Origin of the sequence: Azospirillum sp. TSO35-2 (assembly GCF_003116095.1) — a bacterium.
Classification (GTDB): Bacteria; Pseudomonadota; Alphaproteobacteria; order Azospirillales; family Azospirillaceae; genus Azospirillum.
The window spans coordinates 1-25,882 of record NZ_LGRA01000004.1 but is presented as its reverse complement, the minus strand read 5'-3'; the positions used below and the strand labels follow the sequence as shown (position 1 = coordinate 25,882).

The window sequence follows — 25,882 nt, the reverse complement described above, 5'->3', positions numbered from 1 at the left end:
TTAACACTTCCGACAAGTCATGCCATTGGGTTTTTCTTGGAAGTGGTAATCTCCAATCGACCTAGGACCAATCGGTGATCTTAACACCTCGTTAACTGGGCGGATGTCTCAATAAGGTCATCGAGAACGGGCACCAGCCCTCACCGCCGATACAGGCCAGAACAGGGGTCACCACCATGACGAAGAGTGATTTCTCCGCCGAGATCTTTGCTTCCTCCGCCCTGCACCTGGATGTGGTGGACGAGTTCATCGCCATCACCCAGGCGAAGTTGGCCGCCACCACCAGCGATTTCGCCCGCGACAGCCTGAACGACCTGCTGGCCGGCCTGACCGAGCAGCGCGAGACCTACCGCGCCGTGCTGGCCGCCACCGCCCACCCGCTGTCCACCCCCGCGCTCGCCGCCTGACACCTGACCGCCCGCCCCCTGACCGCCCGCCAGCGTCCCCCGAAGGAACCGTCATCATGACCACGCCCGCCGCCGCCCCCGCCAACGCCAACGCCCCCGTCGCGTCCGACGTCCTCGCCGCCGCCGCCCTGCATCTGGAGGTGCTGGAGGAGTTCATCGCCGTGGTGCGCCGCAAGATGACGGAGACCACCGACGCCTTCGCCCGCGACAGCCTGTCCGACCTGCTGGTCAGCCTGACCGAGCAGCGCGACGGCTACCAGGCCTTCGCCGTGATCCCGGCGGAAGCCATCGGCGTCTGAACGGCGGCGTCCGGGCGCGCGCCCCTCTTGCTTGAGCGATGGAGAGGAGTGACCGCTCAAAGGATTATACCGTCGTTCCCGTTGCGTTCCTTTGCGGTGGCCTTAAGCTGACGGCATGATCGTGTCACGCGGCTACAAATTCCGGCTCTACGCCGATGACGCCCAGCGGGCACAGGTCGCCCGCTTCGCCGGAGTTTGCCGCTTCGTGTACAATCTTGCGCTGGAACAGCGGCGTGACTGGTGGCGGCCCTTCAAGGCAACCACCGGCCGGCCGCTGTCCTAGGCCTCGCAAAACCGCGAGCTGACGGCTCTGCGGGCCGCGGTCGACTGGATCGCCGCCGCACCGGTCGATTGCCTGCAGTACGCGCTTCGCGATGTGGAGCGCGCCTTCTCGAATTTCTTCGCCGGCCGTGCCGGGTATCCCCAGCCCCGCAAACGCGGCGAGCGGGAGGCCGTCCGCTTCCCCTTCGCCCGCTCCCGCTGGCGCAAGCTCAACGCCAAATGGGCGGTCGTGCTGATCCCGAAGGTCGGCGAGGTCAGGTTCCGGCTGACGCGTGGGATCCCAGGGACCATCAAGGTGGTGACGGTGGTGCGCGATGCCCTTGGCTGGCACGTCGTCTTCACCACCGAGATCGAGCAGCCGGTCCAGCCGAGTGACAAGCCCGCCGTCGGCATCGACCGCGGTGTGACGCGCACGCTGGCGCTGTCCGACGGCACCTTCCACGACCGGCCCAAGGAGCGCCTGAACGTCCTGGAACGCCGGGCCCGACAGCAAGCCAAAGCCCTTGCCCTTTAAGCAGAAGGGCTCCAACCGCCGGGCAGCGGCCAAGCGGCTTCTCGCCCGGACCAAGGCCAAGAGTGCCCGCCTCCGCCGGCACTGGAACCACGAGCGGTCACGCGCGATCGCGACCCGCTTCGGCTTTGTCGCGCTGGAGGCCCTCAACACCAAAGCCATGACCGCCAGTGCCAAAGGCACAGCCGCGTGCCCTGGTCGCAACGTCCGGGCCAAGGCCGGGCTCAACCGCGCGATCCTGAGCGCCGGCTGGCACCAGTTCGAGATCGTCCTTGGCGACAAGCTGGCCGCCGCAGGCGGAACTCTGGTCATGGTTGATCCCCGCTGCACCTCACAGACCTGCTCCTGTTGTGGAGCCATCGACCAGGCAAGCCGCGAGAGCCAAGCGGTTTTCCGATGCGTCCGCTGTGGTCACACGATGAACGCCGATCACAACGCGGCCATCACCATCCTGAAGGCTGGAAAACAGCCGGCGCCGAGGGCCGCCGCTGGGCGGCCGGTGACGCGCGAACCGAAGAGGGCGGCCTGAAAGCCGCCCTCGGACATCCTCATGGCTCTCAGCCATGGGGAGGATTTTAAAAACCCTTCAGCTTCTTCCAGGCGAAGACCACCATGCGGGCCAAAAGCCAGCCGTGGGTGAAGCGGGAGATCTGGGTCTCGCCATAGCTGCGGTCGGCGTAGCGCACCGGCACCTCGACGATCTTCAGGTTCAGCTTCGCCGCGCCGAAGATCAGGTCGAAATCGCCGAAGGGGTCGAAGTCGCCGAAGTAATGGCGGTTGGCGACGATCTCCTGGTAATCCCGGCGCCACAGCACCTTGGTGCCGCACAGCGTGTCGGTGAAGCGGGTGTTCAGCAGGAACGAGAAGATGCGCGCGAAGGCCCGGTTGGCCAGGAAGTTCAGGAAGCGCATCGCCTCCGGCGCCATCGGGTAGACCAGCCGGGTGCCGTTGACGAACTCGCCCTTGCCCGACGCCATCGCCTGATAGAACTTGCCCATGGTTTCCGGCGGCACCGTCAGGTCGGCGTCCAGGATGATCAGGATGTCGCCGCGCGCCGCGTTGAAGCCGGCGCGCACCGCGTCGCCCTTGCCCTTGCCGGGCTGCTTCATCACCTTGATGTCCCAGTCGGGATAGGCGTCGCGGACGCGCAGGCATTCCTCGTAGGTGTTGTCCTGGCTGTTGCCCTCGACGTAGATCACCTCGATGTCGGGGGCGAAGCGAGGCAGGCGGCGGATGGCGTTCTCGATGTTGCCGCGCTCGTTGCGGCAGGGGATCAGGATGGTGACCGACGGCGGCGCCCCGTCCACCGTCACCACGCCGCCCTCCGGCTGCGGCCGGGCGACGACGTAGTTGCGCACGCACAGCCGGCGGATGCCGGGCAGCGGCGCGATGGTGCGGTTGATCAGCGGCCCCAGCCCCAGCAGCCGCTTCGGAATCAGCTGGCGCCACTCGCGGCGCACCGGCTCCCAGCCCGCCAGCTCCAGCAGGTTGACGATGTCGCTGGTCGACAGCCAGTTCTGCGGCCCCTGCGGCATGCGCATGCCCAGCTTTTCCGCCGCCCACAGGACCGGCTCCCAGCCGCGCGAGTGATAGCTGACGACGATGCGCGTCCTGGAGTCGGCGACGCGGCGCAGCAGGCGCAGCGTCTCCTCGATGTCATCCAGGAAGCCGATGGTGCCCGACAGCAGGATGTGGCTGAACGGCCCCTCGACGCCGTCCAGCGTCGCCGGATCCTCGGCATTGGCGGTGATCAGCTCCAGCTCCGGATGGCGGGCCCTGGCCACGGCGATGGTCGCCGGGCTGAGGTCGATGCCGACGCCGCGCGCCGGCTTCAGATCCGCCAGCGTGTCGCCGACGCCGCAGCCGATCTCCAGCACCGTCGCCCCTTCCGGGATCAGGAAGCGCAGATAGGCGCGGTCGGCCTCGTGGAAGGCGCGGTTGCGCTCCGCCCAGCGGTCGCGCAACGGGGCCATCGCGTCGAACAGGCCGCGGATGCGCTGCTGGCGCGCCGAGAGCGGCGGCGGGGCGGCTTCGGCGGGCGCCGGCGGGACGGGCGCCGTGGCGGGCGGAACGGCGGGCGACAAGGTCTGGTCGGTCATCGGGACGGATCCGTCGGGAAGGCGTCGGGCCGGGAGGTCTCCGGCGGGGAGGCGGTCTCGCTGCGCAGCAGCAGCCAGAACAGGCCGCCGGGCAGCGACAGGGTGGCGATCGACAGCCCGATCAGCAGCGAGACCAGAAGGGCCGCGTCGGCGTCGAAGCCGAGCAGCGCGAAACCGGCGACCATCGCCCCCTCGCGCACGCCCCAGCCACCGAGCGAGACGGGCAGGGCGGCGGCGACGATGGCGGCCGGCACGATGGCCAGCCCATCCAGCCAGCCGAGCGGCAGGCCGACCGAGCGGGCGAACAGGATGGTCGCGGTGATGGTGGCGAGATGGACGCCGACGCTGTGGCCCAGCGCCGCCCAGGCGGCGCGGTTGCCGGTCATGGCGCGCAGCTGCGCCACCGCGCCCCAGGCGGCGCGGCCGAGCGCGCCGTCGCGCAGGCGCTTGGGGATCGGCAGCCGCTCGCGCGGGATGCGGCCGGCCAGCAGCAGCAGGACCATGGCGACGCCCAGCACCACGGCGCCGCCCAGCACGGTGGCGGCGACCGCCGGCGGCGCCACGGCGGCCAGATGCGGCAGGCCGATCAGCCCGATCAGCACCACCCCCAGCAGCGCCATCAGCCGGTCGACCAGCAGCGCCAGCATCACCGGCCCGGCGGCGTGGCCGAGCCGCCAGGTGAACCAGCCGCGCAGCAGGTCGGCCCCGACCGAGCCCGGCAGGATCTGGCCGAGGAAGCTGCTGGCCATCTGCAGGCGGAAGGCGGTCCAGCGCGACAGGGTGAAGCCGGCGGCGCGGCCGACCGCCCGCCACCGCTGGGAGGCCAACGGCAGGGTCAGCGCCTTGGCGGCGAAGCCGGCGGCGAACAGCCAGGGGTCGGCGGCGGACAGGCGCGCGGCTATGCCGGCCCAGTCGGCCCCGGCGGCGAGCGCGCCCAGGATGACCACCGTCACCGCCAGCTTGACCAGCACCGGCCATCGCCGGCCAGCCGTCTTGCCCGGATCGCCCTTGCCCGGATCACTCTTGCCGGGGCCGGGCCGGGCGAAGGCGGCGTCGAGAAGGGCCTGAGACATCATCCCCGCATGAAAGCCGGGCGACCGCGGAACCGCGGCGCCGAACGCGCCGTTGTAGCGGCTTGCGCCCGGCTTGTCATCCGGTCAGGGCATGCACGCGCCGGCTATAGCCTTCAGGCCAGACCGGCGGCGGCCAGCGTGCCGTCGGCGGGCAGCAGCGCCGCCGCACGGGCGGTGGCACCGGCGACGCTCAGCGCCCGCCCCTCCAGCCGGCCGAAGCTGGCGTAGTGCCGCATCGCCGCCGACAGGTCGCCGCCGGTGGCGGCCGCCACGTCCGGGTTGGCCGCCAGATAAGCCGCCGCGTCGAAGCTGGTCGACCGCCCCTCCCGCCGGCCGAAGGTCAGGTAATGCAGCTCGGCGCTCGTGGTGTCGGTGCCGAAGGCGGCGGCGAGGTCGCGGTTGGCCGCCAGATAGGCCAGCGGGTTGAAGGTCACCGTCCGCCCCTCCGCCCGGCCGCTGGCGATGTAGTGCCGCTCCGCGCCGGCGCGGTCGGTGCCGAAGGCGGCGGCGAGGTCGCCGTAGGAGGCGGCGTAGGCCAGCGGGTCGAAGGTCACGCTGCGGCCCTCCGCCCGGCCGCTGGCGATGTAGTGGGCGGCGCCGGCGTCGCCGTTGGTGCCGAAGGCCGCCGACAGGTCGCCGTAGGAGGCGATGTAGGCCAGGGGGTCGAAGGTCACGCTGCGCCCCTCCGCCCGGCCGCTGGTGATGTAGTGCCGCTCGGCCTGGGTGCGGTCGGTGCCGAAGGCGGCGGCGAGGTCGCCGTAGGACGCGGTGTAGGCCAGCGGGTTGAAGCTCACCGAACGCCCCTCCGCCCGGCCGGAGGTGATGTAGTGGGCGGCACCGGCGTCGCCGTTGGCGCCGAAGGCCGCCGACAGGTCGCCATAGGACGCGATGTAGGCCAGCGGATCGAAGCTCACCGTCCGCCCCTCCGCCCGGCCGCTGGACAGGTAGTGCGCCGTCCCGGCCGCGGCGTTGGCGCCGAAGGCGGCCGACAGGTCGCCGTAGGAGGCGATGTAGGCCAGCGGCGCGAAGCCGGCCGGCACGCCCGACGTGCTGGAGGCGGCGAGGGTCGGGGCGATGGTCGGCGTGGTGGCCGGGGTGGAGCCCGTGCCCGAGGTCGGCGTCGGCACCCCCGGCACCGTCAGGGTGGCGACGCCCATCCGCGCCCAGTCCAGGTCGTGGATGCCCAGCGCCGCCGCCGTGGCGGAGCCCAGCCGGTAGTCGCCGGCCGACGGGTTGACGAACAGCCCGGCTCCGGCGGTGTCGCCGCCGTTCAGCCCGCGGGTGCCCTGCAGCAGGTTGCCGCTGACGGTGTAGGAGCCGGGGGTCCAGAACTCCCAGTAATCCACCCCGGTGGTGGAGGCGACGACGTTGCCGGTGACGCTGTTGTTGCTCAGCAGCCCGATGCTGCCGGCGCTGGGTACCCACTCCAGCCGGATGAAGCGTTCGCGCGGGTTGGACAGGGTGGCAAAGTTGTTGGTGACGCTGTTGGAATCGCCGCCATGAATGAAGACGCTGGCCCAGCCGGTGTTCTGGATGAAGTTGTCCTGGACGGTGACGCCGTTGGCCATGTCGTCCAGGTAGACGCCGAAGCTCTTGTAGCGGTCGAGCCAGCCCGACCCGTCGGTCGCCACCCCGCCGACGGTGCGGATGTCGTTGCCGCGGATGACCGTCCGGGTGTCGAGGTTGGAGCGGCCCAGCATCTCGATGGCGCCGCCGTCGGCGGTTTCCGTCATCGTGTTGTAGATGCGGTTGTACTCCACCACCGTGCCGGTGTTGACGGTGGCGCCGTCCCAGTTCTTGATCGAGACGCCGTAGCGCGGGCTGTTGCGGATGTCGTTGCCCGAAATCAGGGTGTCGTTGGCGCCGTAGAGCTGGATGCCGGCGACGTCCTTCAGCACCTCGCCGATGTCGGTGATGCTGTTGGCGTCGACCCGGTTGCCGTTGCTGCCGTAGGTGAGCTTGATGCCGCTGGCGCCCAGATGCTCCAGCCGGTTGGCCTCGATGGTGTTGCCGGACGACCCGGTCAGCGTCACCGCGGTGCCGACATCGACGAAGCGGTTGCCGGCGATGGCGTTGCCCGACGCGTTGGTCAGCGTCAGGGCCGAGCCGTCCCAGGTTGTGTCGGCGAAGGTCAGCCCCTGCAGGGTGACGCCGCTCGCCCCGTTCAGCGCCAGCAGCGTGCCCAGCCGCGCCACCACGGCGCCCTGGCCCAGCAGCGTCGCCGGGTCCTGCGGCTTGACCACCAGCCGGCCGGTCTCGGCGCTCCAGGCGAACTCGCCGGCGTCGCGGATGAAGGCGTCGTCGTTCAGCAGCCGGTAGGTGCCGCCGCTGCGCAGGGCGTACTTCACCGCCTGGGTGAAGCCGATGGTCCGGCTGGCGGCATCGACCCCGGCCACCCCGACGATATTATCCGACAGCCGTTCGGTGTCGAAGGCCTGGATCATGGTGCCGGGCTGGATGCCGGCGGCCAGCACCGCCGCCATCGCCCCGTCGCCGGCGCCGTAACGCAGGCTGGTCTTGCTGGCACCGCCGGCCGCCGCCTCCAGGATCGACCAGCCGGATTTGGCGTCGCCGGCGGTCCAGTCGCCGCTCTGCGCCACCTTCTGGCGGACGCCGCCGACGCTGACGTCGAGCCCGGTCGCCGCGGTCGCCGCGGCGTAGAGCCCACCGCCGATGGCGGTGAAGCCGCCGACCCGCTCGCCGCCGCTGAAGACCGGCGTCTCGCCCGGATAGGCCATGATGCGGACGCCGTTGTCCGCCCCGGTCAGGGTGACCGTCCGCGACAGGCTGTAGGTGCCGCCGCGGACATAGGTGTCGCGCACCCCGGTCGCCCGCATCGCGCCCTGCGCGCGCTCCAGCGTGGCGAAGGGGCCGTCGGTGCCGTCGGCGTTGGGTGCGGCCAGACGCCCCGACCAGCCATCGTTGCCGTTGGTCGCGACGTAGAACGCCTGTTGTGCGCTGTCTGTCATTGCCGGATCGCCTTGCCCATACAAGGCCGATCACACGGCGGAATTACTTAATAAAGAGGTAGCCGAATCCTTTCGGAGGTACCCTTTGTCGCAGGCTCCTCCGTGGCCTTTTGGTGACAACCGCTTGAACCGAGGCATTTGTCACTTGCGGCGTCCCGGGCGTTGTCTTCGCACCCCGCCAGAGCAACTGGGCGGACACAATCGACGACCGGATCAGCGCAGCTCGACCCGCCGCTCCTCCCGCACCACCGTGTCGTCGCCGTGGCGCAGCGTCACCGTCACCCGGTACGGGCCGGGGGCCCAGGGACCGGGGTCGGGCTTCTTCACCTCGGTGCCGAAAAACACCGCGACCAGCGGGCGCGGCACCGCCCCTTCGCTGCGGGTCAGGCGGCGCCCGTCGGGGCCGGTCACCTCCAACGTCACGCGGTCGCCCTGCCGCCCGCCCATCAGCTCCGCCCAGACGCCGAGCGTCGGCGTCGCCGCCGGCAGACGGTCGCGGTCGTAACCGCCGTCGCGCGCGACCTCCGCCTTGGGCGTCCCGGGCGCCAGCCCGGCGCCGAGCAGGGCGCTCGGCCGGTAGGCCAGGGTCTGGCGGGCCTGCGGGCTCCACAGCGTGCCCGGCGGGACGGGCGCGCTCCCCCCGTCGGTGGCGCAGGCCGGCGCCGGGCCGCTGCCGGCTTCCGTACCGCGGTAGGGGTCGATGGTGCGGCCGTCGTGGCGGATGCCGAAATCGACGTGCGGGAACTCGGTGTTGCCGGACAGGCCGATCTCGGCCAGCGGCGTGCCCGCCTCGACCCGGTCGCCCGGCTTGACCGCGACGCTGCCGCGCCTCAGGTGGCTGTACTGGGTTTCCCAGCCCTGGCCATGGTCGACCACCACCGCGTTGCCGGCCTCGCGCCCGGCCGGGGCGCCGCCGCTCTGGCGGATGCTGACGTCCTCCATCCCGTCGCGCACGCGCGTCACGGTGCCGGGGGCCGCGGCCACCACCGCCACGCCGCGCCGCATCGCCTCCAGGTTGGTCAGCCGGAAGTCGGTCCCCTTGTGCCCGTCGTAGGTCAGCCGGCCGCAGGCGAAATCCTGCGCCCCCGGCCCCGGATCCGCGTCGACGTAGTTCTGGACGAAGCACTCCGCCCCGATCCGGCAGCGCACCGGCACCTCCAATACCGGCGCGCCGGCCGGCGCCTCGGCCCGGGCGGGCGCCGGCGGGGCAACGGCCGGCACGGACAGGGCGGGCAGCGCCGCCGCCCCCCAGCGAAACAGGAAAGACACCGCCATCCGGAACCGTCGCACGCTGTTGCTCCCCCTTGCCCAACCGATGAACGCAAAGAATGGCAAACTACCCGTTATGCATCCCCTTTATGCGTCGTCGCATAACGGGCAGGCGCAGCCTCCAGCGCCACCGCCCAGGCCAGCAGGCGGGCGGCGGGGCCCCCGGCGGCAAACCGGGCGAGCGCCCGCATCAGCGGCGCCGAACCCGGCTCGACCGCCAGGGCCTGGCGCAGCACCGCCTGGGCGCGACCGCCCGCGCCGTTCCGCTCCCGCAGTTGCGCGAGCGACAGGGCCAGGGGCGGCAGGGACGGCCGCTGACCGGCGAGAGGTTCGGCCCGTATGCCGCGGAGCAGCACCATCACCGGCGCAAGGCCGCAGTCCAGGCCGAGCGCGACGTTGCTGAGGCGGCGGTAAGGCTCGCCCCGGTCGGGGGCGGCGGCGATGGCCCGCCGGAGCGCGGCGACGCGACGGCCGGGCGGCGCGTCGTCCGGCAGGTCGCCGGCCTCGCGGGTGAGAATGGCGCCCAGGACCGGGGCCAGCCGCGGCGACAGCGCGACCGCCGCCAAGTCCTGCTCCGGCGGCGCGCCCATCCCAAGAGCCGCCAGCCGCGCCATCAGCGCGGCGACCCGGGTCCTGCGCTCCGCCGCCACCGGCGCCACCATCGACACAGCCGGCCGGGTGCCGCCGTCCAGACGGGTCCAGAGCGGCGCCGTCCGCTGGAGCAGGCGGGCGAGGACGGTGAACCACAGGGCGGCGCGCTCGTCCGGTGCGAAGCCCGCCTCATCGACCAGACCCCAGCACTGGGCGCAATGCTCGACCCAGGCGTCCAGCGCCACCGCGTCGTCCCAACCGTACCAGCGCTGCGTTTCGGCCAGCCGGTGCACCCGCTTGCGGTACAGCGGGCGCGGCACCCGCCGCAGTTCGCCCAGACCGGCCAGCCGGAGCATCCACACCGTGTCGGCCGCGAAGTCACCGCACCGGTTTCCCGACAGCGGCAGGCCGCCACCCAAGGCGGAGCGGCGGATCAGGCCGCGGTAGGGGATCGCATCGAAATGAAAGGCCAAGCCGTTGCGCAGCCGTTCGAACCGCCCGCCGCGCAGTTCGGGCTGCTGCAGGGAATAGGAGGCATCCTCGAAGCCTTCCAGGTCGCAATAGGCGGCGACCGCCGCCGGATGGCGGTCCAGGCAGCCCAGCAGCGCTTCCAGATAGTCCGGCGCGATCAGGTCGTCGTGCGGCAGGAGGCAGAAGAACTCGGTTTCGACCCGCGCCATCAGGGCATTGGCGTTGCCGACCCAGCCCTGCCGGTCGCGGTGGACGAGGATGGTGAAGCGCGGGTCGGCCAGGAAGGGGCGGCAGGCGTCGACGGAGCCGTCGGTCCCGCGGTCGATCGCCACCAGCACCCGGATGTCGGCGATGGTCTGGCCTCGGATCGCCGCCAGGGTGTCCGCCACGAAACGGGCGCCCTGATAGACCGGCACGCACACGGTGATGCGCGGCGCCATACGCTCAGCCCCCGCCCGTCACGCGGTCGGCCGCCTGGACCGCGAACAGCGGCGCCGTGGTGTATTTGCCGGTCTCGACCGTGTGGTAGCCGCCCTGGGACCGGACGCCGATCTCGAAGCGGCGGTGCAGCCCACTGTCCGGATCGTCGATGTCGGTGTCGCCCTGCGCCACGATCACCCCGCCGGCCACCCGCCGGTGGCGGATGTCCCGCGGGTCGAGGGCCCGCAACGCCGGCAGCAGCCCGCCCAGCGCATCCAGCGTGGCGGCGGCCACGCGCTCGCGGGTGGCGTCGTCCAGCGCCGCCTCCCAGTCCGGCGGCGCCAGATCCCGCGAGCGGCCGATCATGCAGGCGGGATACCAGGACAGGAACAGGCTGGTGCCACCGAAGCTGACGCTGTCGCCGAAACGGCCGAGCATCAGGGTGGCCGAGGGCAGATCCGGCAGCGGCCGGGCGAGGTCGAGCGTCACGCCGATCTTGAAGCGGTACAGGCAGGGAGCTTCCGCCGGCAGGCCAACGCTGCGGTCGATCCGCCGGCGATCCTCCCACAGGCAATTGACCACCTGCGGGTAGCGTTCCCGGCGCACAGGCCCCGCTCCATCCTCCGCTCCATTCCCCGATGCCCGGATCGACAGCGCGACCCCACGGCCATCCGCCTCGGCCGCCAGGATCCGGCTTCCCGGCAGGACGGCGATCCGGGGTTCGGCCTCCAGCGCCGCGCGCAGACGCTCCGCCAACCGGCCGACATGGACCGAGCGCTCGCCGGTCCGGAAGGCGTCGGTGACCGCTCCGCCCTCGAACGCCGCCGCCGTTTCCCGTGCGCCCAGGCGCCGGTACGGCGCGTCGAGGATGCCGCCGAGATACCGGCGGCCGCGGACACGGTCGGCCACATGGGCGAAATGGCGCTCCACCCCGGCCGCATCCACCATGGTGTCGCGATGGACACCGTAGAGAAAGGGGCTGGACAGGGCATCGTCCAGCGCGTCCGCGCCGCACCACCGGGTGATCAGGTCGCCGAACGCCAGGGCGCCTTCGATCATGCGGTCGGCGGTGCGCCGGCTGTCGTCGTTGGCATAGACGAAGCCGAGGTGGATCTTCCCTTCATTGACCAGCCCGGCCCGGGTGATCGGCCGGTCGGCGGCGTCGTAGAGATCCACATGGCAACCGCGACGGGCCAGTTCCAAAGCGACGCACACGCCTTGGAAGCCGGCGCCAAGCACCGCGATCCGGGGTCGGGAAGGCTTCGGTGTGGGCGCGATCATTCCGTGAGGACGGCTCGTCGGGAAACGGGAAGACGCCATATCGCCCCTTGCCGGGGCAAAGGCAATGCACCGCCCATCATCCGCCCTTTCCTTATCATCCGAAGGCCACACCCCCTTCACCCATACTCCATCCCGCACATCGTGGCATCGAAGCGGGACTGGGGACGGACAGCATGGCGAACAGCACTTACACCGGGGCCGGCGAGACGGTCGTCGTCATCGACAGCGGCTGGTCGGCGACCTGGGAGAACGCCGCGCGCGTGGTCTACCAGCACGACTTCGCCAACAACGACGGCGACGCCCGCAACCCCAACGCCGACACCCACGGCGCCCTGGTGACCTCCCGCATCCTGTCGCAGGCGCCGGACGTCGGGATCATCGCGCTGAAGGTGATGCCGGACGGCACCACCACCGCGTCGGGCACCGCGATCGAGCAGGCGCTGCAATGGGTCGTCGCCCACGCCGCCGACTACCACGTCGTCGGCGTCAACCTGTCGCTGGCCGGCGGGTCGGCCGGGGCGGAGACGACCACCATCCTGTCCGACGAGCTGGCGAGCCTCGCCGCCCAGCGCGTGCTGGTCTCGGCCGCCGCCGGCAACGCCGGCCAGAACGGCACGGCGACCGACGTGTCCTATTTCGCCGCCGACCACAACACGATCTGCGTCACCGCCTCCACCGGCGACGGGGCGCTGCCGGGCTGGGCCCAGCGCAACCCGGGCATCACCGACCTGTGCGCCGACGGCACCGACATCGCGCTGACCGACCTGTCGGGACGGGCGGTGACGGTCAACGGCTCCTCCTTCTCGACGCCGACGGTGACCGCCGCGGTGGCGCTCGCCCAGCAGGAGGCGACCGCGCTGCGCGGCAGCGCCCTGACCCAGGACGAGTTCCTGTCGCTGGCGCACCAGACCGGCACGCCGATCGCCGGCACCGGCTACACCGATTTGAACACCCAGGCGCTGCTGACCAAGATCGGCCAGATCTACGGCGCGCCGGCACCGGGGACGGGCGCCCCGGCCACCGTCGCCGCCGACATCCAGGTCAACGCCAAGGGCACCGCGGCGGCCGGCATCAACGCCCACTTCACGCTGCTGGTCGACGGCCACGCGGTCGGCGGCGCCACCGTCGGCACCGCGGCCAAGAGCTACGCCTTCGCCACCACGGTGACCGCCGGCACCGCCCACGCGGTGCAGATCCAGTACGACAACGACGGCTTCGCCGGCGGCCAGGACCGCAACCTGATGGTCAACACCGTCACCGTCAACGGCCACGGCTACGCCGCGACCGACGCGGCCGTCACCTACGACAAGGGCGCGCTCGACGGGCACGACGTGGTCAAGGGCCAGAGCGGGATGTGGTGGAACGGCACGCTGGTGGTCGCCGCCGACAAGAGCCTGTTCTCCGGCCAGGCGCAGGTGGCGGAGGCCGACACCAGCGTGTGGAACCACGCCGTCACCGCCAGCACCGCGGCCGTCGCCGACCCGTCGACCGCATGGTCGCCGGAGCTGACGACGACGGTCGAGAACGGCGACGCCCACGCCCTGCACGCCTGGTTCGACCACGCCCACGATGCGGCGCACGGGCTGGCGGCGTAACCGCGGCCGCGGCCCGGTCCAATCCGCCGGCGCGCGACGAGCCGGGCGTTGATCCACACTCCGATGTGCATGAGAATGGCGGCCGCAGCCGCAGGAACCGCCGCGGCCGCCCGTCTCAGGAGCTGAACAGGGTGTGAGATCCGGATTGGAGATGACGTTTCCCGTTGTTCTCGTCTGCGGCATGTTCAGCAGCGCCTCGACCTGGGCCTTCAACGCGGCCGTCGACCTTGTCCGCCTGACGATGCCCTGTCATGTCGCCTTCGCCGCGAGCCTGGATGCGGACACCCGCTTGCCGCTGCCGCCGGCCGGGACGGTGCTGGTGCTCAAGACGCACGGCTGGGGCGATCCGGCGGCGTTCCTGGCCCGTCATCCCGAGACGCGCTGCATCGTCACCGTCCGCGATCCGCGCGACGCCGTGGTGTCGCTGATGCAGCGCTTCGGCTACGACTTCGGCCACGCCTTGGCCTATGCGGCGCACGGGGCTGCGGGGATCGTCGGCGCGGCCCTGCGGCCGGACAGCCTGCTGCTGCGTTACGAGAACGGGTTCATGGACCAGGCCGCGACCGTCCGCCGGATCGCCGGCCATCTGGGCCTTCAGCCCGGCGACGAGCAGGTCGAGGCGCTGTTCGGCAGGCTGCAGCCCGACGCGGTGCGGGCCGCCATCGCCGAAGCCGAACGGCTGGACCGCTTTCCCAAGGGGCTGCCGCCCGGCGAAACCGCCGATCCGCTGACGCAATGGCATCCCGGCCATATCGGCGACCGCCAGGTCGGCAAACACGCGCGGCTCCTCGACCGGGACCGCCAGACGGCCGTCGCCACGCGGCTGGCGCCCTATATGGAGCGGTTCGGCTATGCGGCGTGACCGGCCGACGGCCTCCGCCGCGGGCCTTCCCTCGCTCCCCTCCGGACCGGTGACGGTCGTCGCCATCGAGGGAACCACCTTCCATGGCCCGGAGGCCATGACCGGGATCGGCCGCTACGTCCGGAACATGACGCGCGGTCTGGCGCGGATCCACGCCGAACAGGGCGTCCGGCTCCTGGCCACGGTGGGGCGGCTGGAGCATGCGGCGCGGCTGGCGGACGCCGTCGCGCACGACGTGCAGGCCCATCTGTTCCAGCCGCTGCTTCCGGGCGCCCCCCTGTCCGCCAGCCGCACCCGGACGCCCGACCGGCTGGAACAGGATCTGATCCGGTTGGGGGCGACCGTCTATTTCGATCCCAACCCGTTCGCCCTCTACAAGAGCTTCTTCACGCCCAGGCGGCTGCGGCACGCGGCGATGATCCACGATCTGGTGCCGCTGACCTACCGGGCGGCCTATTTCGAGACATGGCCGGAGCCGGCGAAGGCGGAGTACATGCGGCGGCTCACCCATCTGGCGGAGGCGGCCGACGTCGTGCTCTTTCCGTCGCACGCGACCGCCGAGGAGTTCCGCCGCCTCACCCGGCCACGCCCCGGGCTGGTGCGGTGCGTCACGGGCGAAGGGGTGGATCCGGTCTTTCTCGACCCCGCCGCCCCGGTCGAGGAGGGCGCCCCGGCCACCGGCGGCCCCTTCATGCTGATGGTCTCGAACCCGGCGGACCGGCGCAAGAACCTGGGCTTCACGCTGACGGCGTTCCGGCACTTCCTGGGTCTGGCCGCGTCGACCCGCCACGCCGCGACGGGGCTGGAGATCGTCATGGCGTCGGACGCGCTGATCGACCAGACGCAGGCCCATTGCCGGGCGCTGGGTCTTGGCGACCGTGTCCGCTTCCACATCGCGGTGTCCGACGCGGCCTTGCGGCGGCTCTACCGCGACGCGGCGCTTCTGGTCTGCCCGTCCGCCGCCGAGGGCTTCGGCCTGCCGGTCATCGAGGCGCTCGCCTGCGGCACCCCGGTGCTGAGCAGCAACCGGGCGGGCCTGGCCGAATTCCACTGCGACGGCTGGATTCTGCCGGGCGACCTGTCGTCCGAAGCGGCGCTTGCCGCCGCCATGCTGCGGGCGCTCGACCGGCCGCGCGGCGATCCGGAAACCGCCCGCCGCTACGCCGCCCGGTTCGACTGGACCGCGGTCGCCGCCCGGACCTATCGGGCGCTGTCGCCCCAGCCCCTGTCATACCAGTCCCTGTCGCCCCAGGCCTCGTCCCTTCAGGCCCCGCCCCCTTGCCCCCCATCGCCGACCGGCCGCGCATGACCCGCCTGCCCGCGGGCGACCGCGATGGCGTAGCCGATGGCGTGCTCGGCGCGGGCCTGTTCGTGCAGGCTGGATTGCGGCAACGCGTTGGCCTCGATCACCCAGAGCCGGTCGTCGTCGTCCACCGCCAGATCGATTCCCAGCTCCGACAGCGGCAGGGGCTTGGTCGCGTCGACCAGCCGCGCGACCTCCAGCGCCAGGGCGGGGATCCGGTCCCGCAGGTCCGCCGCCCCGGACACCCGCCGCCCCAGCAGAAAGCCGTCGAGCGGCCCCTGATAGCCGCCCTGGCTGGTGTTGGTCAGGAAGGTTCCCGCCTCGGCCAGCCGGACGTAGGCGCGGGTGACGCCCCAGGCGCCATCGGCCCGGCGCTGGACATGCACCCGGATGTCGGCCGGCCGGCCGTCGCCCGCCACCGAGCGGATGAAGCGCTGCACCAGATAGCGGCGATACCGCAGGCGCCCGGCGATCCGCGACCGGACATGGGCGACGGCGTCGTCCAGCGCGCCGCGGAACAGGCCCTGGCCGTGCTGGACCCGCCACACCCCATCCTGCGGCCCGTCCAGGCCAGGGGCCCCCGGTTCATTGTGTATGAACTGGATGCCGAAGCCGCGGCGCCCGTCGGCGGGTTTCACGACGGCGTTCCGGTGCTCCCGGAAGACGGCGGCCAGCGTGGCGTCGACCGCGTCGGCGGGGATGGCGACGGTCGGGATGGCGTGGCGCATCAGCGGGCTGCCGGACAGAAGCGCGTGGAAGGCCAGCTTGTCCAGGCCGGAATCGGCGATGACCGGGCGGTTCCGGCGGATCCAGCCGTCCAACGCGCCCCATTGGTCGCCGGCCGCCGTCTTGATCACCACCAGGTCGGGCAGCGGGAACCGGCCGGCGGTCCAGCCGGCGGGGGTCCAGCGTTCCCCGGCGATCAGGCCGCGCTCCCGATCCCAGGAGGCGCCGTCGAGAAAAACCAGAGACACACCCTGAAGGGCCGCCTCCGCAAGCATTGCACGCATACGTGATGGAGGAAACAGGTCCGTGGACGGACGGTTGTAAGATATGAAGCCGATCTGAAGCATTTCTGGCCGACGGTGCCTCTATCAATGGCGATCATCGCGTTGACCGGATTGTATCCTTATGCTATCGGACATTTGAGAAGAAAAAACGATTCCATGAAATACTGTTGCATTTCGCCAATTGTGACGAGATGAAAGAAATTGTTTCTTTGGGTGTGGCCCGGCGCCATTTGGCGCGACCCGGCGGCGGGGAGCCGCGCTGCCGGAACGGCGGGCCCGACAAGGCCGAGGCGAGCGGCCCCGGCGCCTCGATGACGGGTGGACCATGGACGACCAGACCGACTCACCGGACGATTATCACGCGATCTGCCTGGGGACCGCCGCCCGCGCCCGCGGGATCGCAACCCGGTACGTCCATGGGGTCTACAGCCGCTTCCATCCCTTTCCCTCCCGCTGGCTCGATCTCACCGTCGGCGGGCGGGCGTATCTGTTCGCCTCCGGCATGCTTCTGGTGAAGGGGGGCGATCCCTGGCGCGGCCTTGGCCTGCACATCAACGAGGAGGCCACCCTCATCATCCGCGACAAGCAGCGGGCGAAGAGCTTTCTCGACGCGCGGGGGTTCGGCACGCCGGCCGGGCGGGTCTTCCGCCGCAACGACCTGTCCGCGGCGCTCGACGCCTTCGGGAGCTTTGCCGGGCCGGTCTGCGTCAAGCCCAACCAGGGCACCAAGGGGGAGCTGGTCTTCCCGGCGATCGCCGACCGCGCCCGCTACGAGCGCGCGGTCCGGCGGGTCGCCGCCCGGCACCAGAAGATCCTGGTGGAAGAGAGCGTGACCGGGCAACTGATCCGCTTCTTCTTCGTGCGGCCGCGGGTGGTGGCGGTCAAGCTGAGCCGGCCGGCCAGCGTCGTCGGCGACGGCAGCGCCACCATCGCCCGCCTGATCGACCTCAAGAACGCCCGGCGCGACCGGCGGGCGGTGCCCGGCCATTCCAACATCGCGGTCGACGACGACCTTCGCGATTTCCTGGCGATGACCGGCCGCGGCCTGGACGACGTCCCGGCGGCGGCGGAACGGGTCTTCCTGCGCGGCACCTCCAACGGCGCGACCGGCGCCGACAGCCTCGATTGCCGGGCGGACCTCCACCCGTCCTACCTGGACGTGCTCGCGGCGGCCTGCAACGCGGTGCCCGGCCTGAACCTGACCGCCGTCGACGTGATGATCCGGGATCCGGCGGCGCCGGCACGGCACGGCAACCACTGGATCCTGGAAATGAACCGGAATCCCGGCCTGACGCCGTATCATTTTCCCTGGCGGGGCGGGGCGCAGGACGTGTCCGGGGCGATCCTGGACGCGCTGGAGCAGGGTTTCGGACCGGCTCCCGCCTCCCCCCCGCCTCCCCCGATGTCCGTTTGTCCGCAACGACCGCCGATTGAGTGACCGATGAGCGCAACCGCCGACCTGGACCGCGATGGCCTGCAACGCTGGATGATGGCCTATCTGGCGACGATCTGCGGGCTTGCCGCCGACCGCATGGACCCCGCACAGGCCTTGGCCGTCTACGACCTCGATTCCGTCGACGCGGTCGAAATGGCGCTGGAGCTGGAAAAGGCGTTCGGCATCGCCCTGCATCCGGAAACCTTCCTGGACACCGCCACCTCGGTCGCCGCCATCGCCGATCACGTGGCGGGCACGCGTCCCGGCTCCCGTCCGCCGCGGGTGTGATGGCGACGGACATCCCCGGCTGGATCCACGCGCTCAACCAACCGCCCTCCTGGTCGCTGGCCGCCCTGGCGGACCCGGCGGCCGGCGCCGAACAGCGCCTGCAAGCCTGCCAGATCCTGATCCAGAGCGGCGTCGTGCGCTGGACCCTGCCGCATGTGGAGGCCCTGCGCGGCGTTCCGGAGGCCGCCGGGCGCGCCGACCAGCTGGCCATCCTGTGCCGCGCCCTGTGGGACTGCGACCTGACCGGCGCCGGCGCCATCCCGGCGACGCTGGCCCGGGATGCCGAGGCCGGAAATTACTGGATGGCGCCGGCCAATTCGCCGACCACCCTGATCGCCTTCACCGGACGGGCCAAGCGGCTGTCGGTGTCGGTCTATCTGATGCAGCGGATCCTGGAGCCGCTCGGCGTCAACGTCATCTACCTGTTCGATCCGGCCGACAGCTTCTACGTCGGCGGGATCGGCGGGCGCTGGACCGGGCTGGACGCCACGCTGGACCTGCTGCGCCGACTGTGCGAGGGCTTCGGCACCCAGCGGCTCTACTGCCTCGGCCAGTCGACCGGCGGCTATGGGGCGCTGCGCTATGGGCTGGAGCTCGACGCCCGCGCCGTCCTCGCCTTCTCCCCGATGATCTGGCAGGCCCGGCGGCCCCGGCCGCTGGCGCGGATCGCCCAGGCGCTCGGCCGGCCGGTCGGCGAGGAGGAGGTCGACCTGCGCCGGCTCTACCGCAGCCGGCCGCGGGTGCCGCCCGCCACGATCGTCTGCGGCGGCGACAACGCGGCCGACCTGCGCTCGGCCGCCGAGCTGTCGGACCTTCCCGGCATCGACCACCGCGTCCTGCCCGGCGTCGGCGACCATGCGGTCATCACCACCCTGCTGCGGACCGGCGCCCTGCGGCCGATGCTCGGCGATTTCCTGCGCCGGTGACGGCCGCCGGCGCGGCCGTCCGCTCTCACCGCTCGTGCATGGCCTCCTGGGCGCTGCGCGACAGCGGGGAGAGCAGGTAGTCGGCGATGCGGCGGCGGCCGGTCTTGATCTCGGCGGTGACCGTCATGCCCGGCTGAAGCCGCGTTTCCTTGCCGTCGACGTCCAGCGTGTCGCGGTCCAGCGCGACGCGCGCGGCGTAGACCGAGCCGGGCTCGGGCGACTTCGCGGCGCTCTTGTCCTGGCCCTTGTCGGTCGTCGGCGGCTGCACGGCGTCGCCCGACAGCGAGACGACACGGCCGGGGATCAGGCCGTATTTGGTGAAGGAGAAGGCCTCCACCTTGACCTCCGCCACCTGTCCGGCCTGGACGAAGCCGATGTCCTTGTTGGGGATGAAGGCCTCGATCTCCAGCCGGCTGTCCTCGGGCACGATGACCATCAGCGGCTGGGCGGCGGTCACCACGCCGCCGACGGTGTGGATGGCGAGCTGCTGGACATAGCCGTCGACCGGCGCGGTCAGCCGTTGCAGCCCGACGCGCTGTTCCGCCTTGGCGAGGTCCTGCTCCAGCGAGGCGGCCTTGCGCTCGGCCTCGGCGAGGCTGGTGTAGAGCTGGCGGCGGAACTCCGCCTCGGTCTGGCGGCGCTGCTCGGCGTTGGCGGCGATGGAGGCGTCGGCCTCGGTCAGCTTGATCTTCTGGACCAGCAATTCCTGCTCCTGCCCGACCAGATCCTGCTGGAGCTGGAGATACTGGAAGCGGGACGAGGTGCCGCGCTTCGACAGGTCGAACAGCGCCTCGGCCCGTTCGCGGATCAGCGGCAGGGTGGCGTTCAGCTTGGTGATGGTCTGCACCACGGTGGCGTGGTCGGCCTCGCGCCGGGCCTGCTCGCGGTCGAGCGCCGCCAGCTTGGCGCGCTGCTCGGCGATCTGGCTGGCCAGCAGTTGCCGCTGCATCCGCTCCAGGTCGGGCGCCAGCCCGGCGGGGGCGACGAAGGCGCGGTCGGGGTCGGTCCCGTCGTTGACCACGGCGAGGGCGGCGCGCAGCCGCGCCGCCTCGGCGCGGGCGGCCGACAGGTCGGACGCGGTGCGGTCGCGGTCGGCGACGGAGCCGGTCTGGTCCAGCTCGACCAGCGTCTGGCCGGCCTTGACCAGCTGGCCGTCCTCGACCCGGATGGCGTGGACGACACCGGCCTCCATCGGCTGGATGGTCTTGGTCCGGCCGCTCGGCACGACGCGGCCCTGGGCGACCGCCACCACGTCGATGTGGCCGAACCACGCCCAGGCGCAGGCGGTGGCGAAGGCCAGCATGATGACCGCGCTGAAGGTCCGCACGGTGGGCGAGGGCGGCCGCTCCATGATCTCCAGCGCGTCGGGCAGGAAATCGATCTCGTCGCGCCGGTGGCTCGGCGGACGCGGCGGACGGGCGGGACGGCGGCCCGGTGCCGGTCCCGGCGGCGTGCCGGGGGCGTTGGCCGGGGCGGGGGCGGCGGACGGGTTGTGGGTGGGAGCGGTCACCACCGCGGCGGTCGCTTTGGTCATGCTGGCGTCTCCCTCAACCGGCCGCGCGTTCGATCATGCCGGTGCCCGGCTCGGCTCCGGGCAAATGCCCCATCTGGCCCCGAAACAGCGTGGCGTAGCGGCCGCCGCGGCGCAGCAGCTCGTCGGGCGCGCCGTCCTCGACGATGCGGCCGCGCTCCACCGTGACGATGCGGTCGGCGATGGCGACGGTGGACAGCCGGTGGGCGATGATCAGCACGGTGCGGCCGGCGCAGATGCGGCGCATGTTGGCCTGGATGATCCGTTCGGATTCATGGTCGAGCGCGCTGGTCGCCTCGTCGAAGATCAGGATGCGCGGGTTGGTGACCAGCGCGCGGGCGATGGCGATGCGCTGCCGCTGCCCGCCCGACAGGCTGGCGCCGCGCTCCCCCACCACGGTGTCGTAGCCGTCGGGCAGCTCGACGACGAAGTCGTGGGCGCCGGCCAGCTTCGCCGCGGCGACGACGCGGGCCATCTCCATGGTCGGGTCGCTGAGCGCGATGTTCTCGCGGATCGAGCCGGAGAACAGCACGTTGTCCTGCAGCACCACGCCGATCTGCCGGCGCAGCCACACCGCGTCGGCGGTGGAGAGGTCGGTGCCGTCCACCATCACCCGCCCGCGCTCCGGCACGTGGAAGCGCTGGAGCAGCTTGGCCAGCGTGCTCTTGCCCGAACCGGACGTGCCGACGATGCCGACCACCTGGCCGGCCGGGATGTGCAGCGACACGTCGCTCAGCGTCTCCGGCCCGTCGTGGCGGTAACGGAAGGTGACGTGGTCGAAGCTGACGTCGCCCTTGATCGCCGGCATGGCGGCGCGGCCGGCGCTCTGCAGTGGCTCGGGCGCGGTGTTCAGGATGTCGCCGATGCGGTGCATCGACAGCCGCACCTGCTGGAAATCCTGCCAGAGCTGGGCGATGCGCAGCACCGGCTGGACGACGCGGCCGGCGAACATGTTGAAGGCGACCAGCTCGCCCACCGTCAACCCGCCCTCGATCACCAGCCGCGCCCCCAGCCACAGCACCAGCATGGTGGAGAGCTTGGAGACGAACTGCACCGACTGGCTGGCGACGTTGTTGAGGTTGCCGGCGCGGAAGCCGGCGCGGACATAGCCGGAGAGCTGGTCCTCCCAGCGGCGCTGCATCCGCGGCTCGACCGCCATCGCCTTGACCGTCTCGATGCTCGACACCGTCTCGACCAGGAAGCTGTGGTTCTCGGCGCCGCGGGCGAACTTCTCGTCCAGCCGGCGGCGCAGGATCGGCGTCGCGACCAGGCTGATGGCGATGTAGACCGGGAAGGAGGCGGCGACGATGGCGGTCAGCATCGGGCTGTACAGCATCATCACGCCCAGGAAGACCACGGTGAACAGCAAGTCCAGCACCAGCGTGATGGTGGAGCTGGTCATGAAGTTGCGGATCGTCTCCAGCTCGCGCACGCGGGCGACGCTGTCGCCGACCCGGCGCGCGGCGAAATAGGCCATGGGGAGCGACAGCAGCCGCTGGTACAGCTTGGCCCCCAGCTCCACGTCCAGCCGGTTGGCGGTGTGGGCGAAGGTGTAGGTGCGCAGGCCGCCCAGCACCGCCTCGAACAGGATGACCGCCAGCATGCCGGCCATCAGCACGTCGAGCGTGCCCAGGCTGCGGTGCACCACCACCTTGTCGACCACCACCTGGAAGAACAGCGGCGTCACCAGCGCGAAGAGCTGGATGAACAGCGAGGCGGCCAGCACCTCGCCCAGGATGCCGCGGTATTTCCAGGCGACCGCCCCGAACCAGCGGGCGTCGAAGCGCGGCTGGCCCATGCCCAGCGTGCCCTTGCGGCCGAGGCAGAGCAACCGGCCGCTCCACAGCGGCTCGAAGGCGGCGCGGTCGAGGACGCGGGTCTGGCCGGATGCCGCGTCGTGCACCAGCACGCGGTCGCCGCCGGCCTTGGCCAGCACCAGAAAGCCGCCGTCGGGGCCGGGGACCAGCGCCGGCAGCGGGGTGCGCTCCAGCCTTTCCCATTTGGTCTTGACCACGCGGGCCTTGGCGCCCAGCCGGTGGGCCTGGCGGACCAGCCCGGTCAGGTCTGGCGGCTCGCCGCCGCAGGCGTGGCGGATGGAGTCATGGTCGGCCGGAATGCCCAGGATCCGCAACGCCGCCACCAGCCCGGCGATGCCGGGGTCGAGCGGGGGGCCGGGGCGTGGTCCGGAAGGGGGCCCCCCCGCCGGGGATTCGGCTTGGGCGGGGGGTTCCCGCGCCGGATCGGGCGGCGACCCGTCTTGCGTCTGTTCCATGAGGCTTCCCGGTTCCGAAACGTATCAGCGAGGCGCCGAACGGCTGCACCCAACCGAAGGTGCGCATCGGTCCGGCCCGGGACCACCCGAACGATGGGGTACTCCGCCACAGCGTCGGGGCGTGACCGGAGGGCGTAAGGCATAGGGTGAGGACCAGAGGGGGAAAGGCGGGGCGGTGGCTTTTCCTGGACCGGACGGCGCGCTTGGGAGTAGGCATGCGACACAGCGCCGGACCGGGTGGGACCGCATGCCTTCGGCGGGCCGGCGCCGTCCGTTCCCGTCCCCCTTTGCCGGACCCGCCCTTGTCGCTGATCCCCCAGCTCCTGCGCCTCCTGCTCGTGCTGCTGATGCCGCTGTGGCTGTCGCTGGCGGTCGACGCGCTCGGCCTGCACCTGACGATGCCGTCGATGCTGTCCGGCCTGCGGCGCGCCGCCCCCGACGCCGACACGACGCTGGCGCCGCCCTCGGGCTGGCGGGAGCGGGCCTATCTGGCCGCCAACCCCGACGTCGCCGCCGCCGTCCGCGACGGGGTGATCTCCAGCGGCTACGCCCATTACGTCCAGCACGGCCGCGCCGAGGGCCGCCTCGGCGGCTTCCGGGAAACGCCGGCGGTGAAGAAGGCGGAGTTGGTGAAGGCGGAGGCCCCTCCCGCGGCACCACCGCCGGTCCCGGTTCCAGCCCCGCCGCCAAAACCCATCCTGGTGGAGCCCCCCGCGCAACCGGCGGCCGACCCGGTGCGGCCGGCGGTCAAGCCTATCGCCAATGGCCCCATCACCAATGGCCCCATCACCAACGGCGCCGTCACCACCCTTCCGGCCAAGCCCGCGGCCGGAGAGCGGCCGACGGTCGAGCGGATCCGCACCGCCAACAGCGAGGCCGGGGTGCGCGTCGTGCTCGACCTCGACCGGGCGCCGCGGTTCGAGACGCCGGTGCGGCGGCCCGACGGCCGGCTGGAGGTGGCGCTGCCCGGCACGCTGTGGCAGGCCGCCGCCGCCGGACGCCTGCCGCCGACGACGCTCGGCTACAGCGTCGAGCGGGACGGCACCGGCAGCCGCCTGCTGCTGGGCACCGACGAGAGCGGGTCCGGGGCAGGGTCCGGGGCCGTCCGCCTGATCGGCGTCTCCACCCTGCCCCCCGACAAGGACCGCGGCCACCGGCTGCTGATCGACGTGGCGCTTGCCGACAAGGGCAAGGGCCGCTGACGGCCGCCGCCCCGGCCGGTCGTCGCCCTCAGGCGGGCAGCTCCGCCTTCCGCAGGCCGCCGTCGCCCGTCGCGAGCGACCCCAGCGCCATGCCGGCCCCGGCCGGGTCGTAGGCGCCGCCGCCAAGCCCGCCATCCAGGCCCAGCCCGGCCGAACCGGTCATCCCGGCCGCCATCATGGCGATCGCGACCGGAGCCGCGCCGGCGTCGGCAAAGCCCGCAGCGGCAAAACCAGCGGCGACCGTTTCCGACGAGGTGCTGCGCTTGATGTAGGCCAGCTCGACCGCCGCGGCGCTGGTGCCGAACTCCGCCCCGATCTCGGGATGGGCGGCCAGATAGGCGGCGGGATCGAAGGCGGTCAGCGACCGGCCCTCGTTGTAGCCGAACTGGACATAGTGGATCTCGGCCGCCTGGACGTCGGGGCCGAAGGACTGGATCAGGTCCGGGTTGCTGGCGATGTAGCGCAGCGTGTCGAAGCCCTGGGCCGGCCGGCCCTCCGCTTGGCCGAACTGGATGTAGTGCCGGGCCGCGGCGTTCGCGTCGGTGCCGAAGGCCACAGCCAGGTCGCGGTTCGCCGCCAGATAGTTGTAGCCGTCGAAGCTGACGCTGCGCCCCTCCGCCTGGCCATGCTCGATGTAGTGGCGCGTCCCGGCGGCGGCGTCGGTGCCGAAGGCCGCCGCCAGATCCGGATAGGACGCGAGGTAGGCGAGCCCGTTGAAGTTGGGGCTCCGCCCCTCGGCCCGGCCGGACTGGATGTAATGCCGCGCCGCCGCGTCGGCGTCGGTGCCGAAGGCCGCCACCAGATCGGGGTAGGAGGCGGTGTAGGACAGCGGGTCGAAGGTCACCGTCCGCCCCTCGGCCCGGCCATGCTCGATGTAGTGCCGGGTCGCCGCGTCGGTGTCGGTGCCGAAGGCCGCGATCAGGTCCGGATAGGAGGCGATGTAGGCGAGCGCGTTGAAGCTGACCGTCCGCCCTTCGGCCTGCCCGTGCTCCTGGTAATGCCGGGTCGCCGCCCCGGTGTCGGTGCCGAAGGCCGCCATCAGGTCGGGGTAGGAGGCGATGTAGGCGAGCGCGTCGAAGGCGGCGGCCGGGGTCGCCGTCGGAACCGCCGGGGTCGGGGTGGAGGCCGGGTCCGCCGACGGCACCACCTGCACCGCCACGGTCTGGGCGGCGACGCCGCCATGGCCGTCGGCGACGCGGTAGGCGAAGGCGCCGGCGCTGCCGACGGTGCCGTCGGCGGCGAGGAAGGTCAGGGCGGGCAGGTCGCCGGCCGACAGGCTCTGGTTCACCGCCACCGCCGTGCCGTCGGCCAGCCGCACGGTGCCGCCGCCGGGCAGGCCGGTGACGGTCACCGTCAGCGCGTCGCCGTCGGGATCGGTCGGGGCCGCGATGCCGAGCGACACCGCGGCGCGGTCCTGGGCCGTCACCGTCTTGTCGGCCTGAACCACCGGGGCGCTGTTGCCGGCGGGCTCCACGACCGGGTCGGGGGCCGGATCCGGGACCGGATCCGGGGAGGTGACCGGCGGCGGCGGCGGGGGAGGGGGCGGCGAGACGACCGGCGCGGCCTCGACCCGCAGGGCGACGGTCTGGGTGTCGGCGCCGCCATGGCCGTCCTCGACCCGGTAGGCGAAGGCCCCGGCGTCGCCGACCGTGCCGGCCGCCGGGGTGAAGGTCAGGCCGGTGAGCTGGCCGAGCATCAGGCTCTGGTCGGCGATCACCGCGCTGCCGTCGGCCAGCCGGATGACGCCGCCGGCCGGCAGGCCGGTCACCGTCACGCTCAGCGCGTC

Annotated in this window: 22 protein-coding genes; 12 read left to right on the top strand and 10 right to left on the bottom strand. The window is 72.0% G+C overall.

The genetic code is table 11. The features are described 5' to 3' along the window. Positions 1-176: 176 nt before the first annotated feature. From TSO352_RS00750 to TSO352_RS00730, 5 genes are all read left to right on the top strand, one after another. Entirely contained in the window at positions 177-407 is a 231-nt protein-coding gene (locus tag TSO352_RS00750; RefSeq protein ID WP_109105495.1) for a hypothetical protein, read from the top strand. Positions 408-463: 56 nt separating this feature from the next. Next, positions 464-706, top strand: a complete 243-nt coding sequence (locus tag TSO352_RS00745) for a hypothetical protein (protein ID WP_109105494.1) — start codon at positions 464-466, stop codon at positions 704-706. 115 nt (positions 707-821) lie between these two features. After that, the gene (locus TSO352_RS00740) at positions 822-989 is read left to right on the top strand and encodes a helix-turn-helix domain-containing protein (RefSeq protein ID WP_109105493.1); all 168 of its coding nucleotides are present in this window, start codon (positions 822-824) and stop codon (positions 987-989) included. Positions 990-1,082: 93 nt separating this feature from the next. After that, positions 1,083-1,502, top strand: a complete 420-nt coding sequence (locus TSO352_RS00735; protein ID WP_109105492.1) for a hypothetical protein — start codon at positions 1,083-1,085, stop codon at positions 1,500-1,502. Then, positions 1,492-2,028, top strand: coding sequence for an RNA-guided endonuclease TnpB family protein (locus TSO352_RS00730; protein WP_109105491.1), 537 nt, complete (start codon positions 1,492-1,494; stop codon positions 2,026-2,028). Before TSO352_RS00735 ends, TSO352_RS00730 begins: the two co-directional genes overlap by 11 nt. Before the next feature lie 46 nt (positions 2,029-2,074). On the opposite strand, the gene TSO352_RS00725 is transcribed toward TSO352_RS00730, so the two are convergent. The 6 genes from TSO352_RS00725 to TSO352_RS00700 form a co-directional block, all read right to left on the bottom strand. Then, positions 2,075-3,598: a bifunctional class I SAM-dependent methyltransferase/glycosyltransferase family 2 protein gene (locus TSO352_RS00725; RefSeq protein ID WP_109105490.1), complete on the bottom strand. Its 1,524-nt coding sequence runs from the start codon at positions 3,596-3,598 to the stop codon at positions 2,075-2,077. Further along, positions 3,595-4,671 carry a lysylphosphatidylglycerol synthase transmembrane domain-containing protein gene (locus tag TSO352_RS00720; RefSeq protein ID WP_247871813.1) on the bottom strand — a complete coding sequence of 359 codons (1,077 nt, stop codon included), beginning with the start codon at positions 4,669-4,671 and terminating at the stop codon, positions 3,595-3,597. The genes TSO352_RS00725 and TSO352_RS00720 overlap by 4 nt, the downstream gene beginning before the upstream one ends. Positions 4,672-4,784: 113 nt before the next feature. Beyond that, the gene (locus TSO352_RS00715; protein ID WP_109105488.1) at positions 4,785-7,640 is read right to left on the bottom strand and encodes a right-handed parallel beta-helix repeat-containing protein; all 2,856 of its coding nucleotides are present in this window, start codon (positions 7,638-7,640) and stop codon (positions 4,785-4,787) included. 213 nt (positions 7,641-7,853) lie between these two features. Then, entirely contained in the window at positions 7,854-8,915 is a 1,062-nt protein-coding gene (locus TSO352_RS00710) for a M23 family metallopeptidase (RefSeq protein WP_109105487.1), read from the bottom strand. A 68-nt stretch (positions 8,916-8,983) separates the two neighbouring features. Beyond that, complete coding sequence (locus TSO352_RS34185; protein WP_109105486.1) at positions 8,984-10,411, bottom strand: glycosyltransferase family 2 protein; 1,428 nt, start codon at positions 10,409-10,411, stop codon at positions 8,984-8,986. Positions 10,412-10,415: 4 nt separating this feature from the next. Then, the gene (locus TSO352_RS00700; protein ID WP_247871812.1) at positions 10,416-11,672 is read right to left on the bottom strand and encodes an FAD-dependent oxidoreductase; all 1,257 of its coding nucleotides are present in this window, start codon (positions 11,670-11,672) and stop codon (positions 10,416-10,418) included. Positions 11,673-11,845: 173 nt separating this feature from the next. Between TSO352_RS00700 and TSO352_RS00695 the strand changes: the two genes are divergently transcribed. The 3 genes from TSO352_RS00695 (at position 11,846) to TSO352_RS00685 (ending at position 15,438) form a co-directional block, all read left to right on the top strand. Further along, complete coding sequence (locus TSO352_RS00695; protein WP_247871811.1) at positions 11,846-13,267, top strand: carbohydrate-binding domain-containing protein; 1,422 nt, start codon at positions 11,846-11,848, stop codon at positions 13,265-13,267. Positions 13,268-13,418: 151 nt separating this feature from the next. After that, a complete protein-coding gene (locus TSO352_RS00690; protein ID WP_247871810.1) occupies positions 13,419-14,129 on the top strand; it encodes a hypothetical protein in 711 nt (236 codons plus the stop codon). Between the two features lie 97 nt (positions 14,130-14,226). Further along, positions 14,227-15,438 (top strand): glycosyltransferase, encoded by a 1,212-nt coding sequence (locus TSO352_RS00685; protein WP_247871809.1) that lies wholly within the window; start codon positions 14,227-14,229, stop codon positions 15,436-15,438. Here the strand turns inward: TSO352_RS00685 and TSO352_RS00680 are convergent. Beyond that, entirely contained in the window at positions 15,393-16,406 is a 1,014-nt protein-coding gene (locus TSO352_RS00680) for a YheC/YheD family protein (protein WP_247871808.1), read from the bottom strand. The genes TSO352_RS00685 and TSO352_RS00680 overlap by 46 nt on opposite strands. Positions 16,407-16,767: 361 nt before the next feature. Between TSO352_RS00680 and TSO352_RS00675 the strand changes: the two genes are divergently transcribed. From TSO352_RS00675 to TSO352_RS00665, 3 genes are read left to right on the top strand one after another with little or no spacing between them, the layout of a single operon-like run. Beyond that, complete coding sequence (locus TSO352_RS00675) at positions 16,768-17,880, top strand: hypothetical protein (RefSeq protein WP_199231446.1); 1,113 nt, start codon at positions 16,768-16,770, stop codon at positions 17,878-17,880. A gap of 3 nt (positions 17,881-17,883) precedes the next feature. Then, the gene (locus tag TSO352_RS00670) at positions 17,884-18,165 is read left to right on the top strand and encodes an acyl carrier protein (protein ID WP_109105482.1); all 282 of its coding nucleotides are present in this window, start codon (positions 17,884-17,886) and stop codon (positions 18,163-18,165) included. Next, complete coding sequence (locus tag TSO352_RS00665) at positions 18,165-19,091, top strand: hypothetical protein (RefSeq protein WP_109105481.1); 927 nt, start codon at positions 18,165-18,167, stop codon at positions 19,089-19,091. The genes TSO352_RS00670 and TSO352_RS00665 overlap by 1 nt, the downstream gene beginning before the upstream one ends. Before the next feature lie 25 nt (positions 19,092-19,116). Here TSO352_RS00665 and TSO352_RS00660 read toward each other — a convergent pair whose 3' ends face one another. Both TSO352_RS00660 and TSO352_RS00655 read right to left on the bottom strand, forming a co-directional pair. Then, on the bottom strand, positions 19,117-20,625 hold the full coding sequence (locus TSO352_RS00660) for an HlyD family type I secretion periplasmic adaptor subunit (protein WP_109105480.1): 1,509 nt from the start codon (positions 20,623-20,625) through the stop codon (positions 19,117-19,119). Positions 20,626-20,638: 13 nt separating this feature from the next. Next, complete coding sequence (locus TSO352_RS00655) at positions 20,639-22,894, bottom strand: type I secretion system permease/ATPase (RefSeq protein WP_109105479.1); 2,256 nt, start codon at positions 22,892-22,894, stop codon at positions 20,639-20,641. Between the two features lie 302 nt (positions 22,895-23,196). Between TSO352_RS00655 and TSO352_RS00650 the strand changes: the two genes are divergently transcribed. Then, on the top strand, positions 23,197-24,096 hold the full coding sequence (locus tag TSO352_RS00650) for a hypothetical protein (RefSeq protein WP_109105478.1): 900 nt from the start codon (positions 23,197-23,199) through the stop codon (positions 24,094-24,096). A gap of 28 nt (positions 24,097-24,124) precedes the next feature. Here the strand turns inward: TSO352_RS00650 and TSO352_RS33075 are convergent. Then, a partial coding sequence (locus TSO352_RS33075) for an Ig-like domain-containing protein (protein WP_247871807.1) occupies positions 24,125-25,882 on the bottom strand: 1,758 nt, incomplete at its 5' end.

What these genes read in the sequence shown, in the direction of transcription:
- TSO352_RS00750 (WP_109105495.1), top strand. Translation starts at nt 177, where the DNA reads ATGACGAAGAGTGATTTCTCCGCCGAGATCTTTGCTTCCTCCGCCCTG.
- TSO352_RS00745 (WP_109105494.1), top strand. Translation starts at nt 464, where the DNA reads ATGACCACGCCCGCCGCCGCCCCCGCCAACGCCAACGCCCCCGTCGCG.
- TSO352_RS00740 (WP_109105493.1), top strand. Translation starts at nt 822, where the DNA reads ATGATCGTGTCACGCGGCTACAAATTCCGGCTCTACGCCGATGACGCC.
- TSO352_RS00725 (WP_109105490.1), bottom strand. Translation starts at nt 3,598, where the DNA reads ATGACCGACCAGACCTTGTCGCCCGCCGTTCCGCCCGCCACGGCGCCC.
- TSO352_RS00720 (WP_247871813.1), bottom strand. Translation starts at nt 4,671, where the DNA reads ATGTCTCAGGCCCTTCTCGACGCCGCCTTCGCCCGGCCCGGCCCCGGC.
- TSO352_RS00715 (WP_109105488.1), bottom strand. Translation starts at nt 7,640, where the DNA reads ATGACAGACAGCGCACAACAGGCGTTCTACGTCGCGACCAACGGCAAC.
- TSO352_RS00710 (WP_109105487.1), bottom strand. Translation starts at nt 8,915, where the DNA reads ATGGCGGTGTCTTTCCTGTTTCGCTGGGGGGCGGCGGCGCTGCCCGCC.
- TSO352_RS34185 (WP_109105486.1), bottom strand. Translation starts at nt 10,411, where the DNA reads ATGGCGCCGCGCATCACCGTGTGCGTGCCGGTCTATCAGGGCGCCCGT.
- TSO352_RS00700 (WP_247871812.1), bottom strand. Translation starts at nt 11,672, where the DNA reads ATGATCGCGCCCACACCGAAGCCTTCCCGACCCCGGATCGCGGTGCTT.
- TSO352_RS00695 (WP_247871811.1), top strand. Translation starts at nt 11,846, where the DNA reads ATGGCGAACAGCACTTACACCGGGGCCGGCGAGACGGTCGTCGTCATC.
- TSO352_RS00690 (WP_247871810.1), top strand. Translation starts at nt 13,419, where the DNA reads ATGACGTTTCCCGTTGTTCTCGTCTGCGGCATGTTCAGCAGCGCCTCG.
- TSO352_RS00685 (WP_247871809.1), top strand. Translation starts at nt 14,227, where the DNA reads ATGACCGGGATCGGCCGCTACGTCCGGAACATGACGCGCGGTCTGGCG.
- TSO352_RS00675 (WP_199231446.1), top strand. Translation starts at nt 16,768, where the DNA reads ATGGACGACCAGACCGACTCACCGGACGATTATCACGCGATCTGCCTG.
- TSO352_RS00670 (WP_109105482.1), top strand. Translation starts at nt 17,884, where the DNA reads ATGAGCGCAACCGCCGACCTGGACCGCGATGGCCTGCAACGCTGGATG.
- TSO352_RS00665 (WP_109105481.1), top strand. Translation starts at nt 18,165, where the DNA reads ATGGCGACGGACATCCCCGGCTGGATCCACGCGCTCAACCAACCGCCC.
- TSO352_RS00660 (WP_109105480.1), bottom strand. Translation starts at nt 20,625, where the DNA reads ATGACCAAAGCGACCGCCGCGGTGGTGACCGCTCCCACCCACAACCCG.
- TSO352_RS00655 (WP_109105479.1), bottom strand. Translation starts at nt 22,894, where the DNA reads ATGGAACAGACGCAAGACGGGTCGCCGCCCGATCCGGCGCGGGAACCC.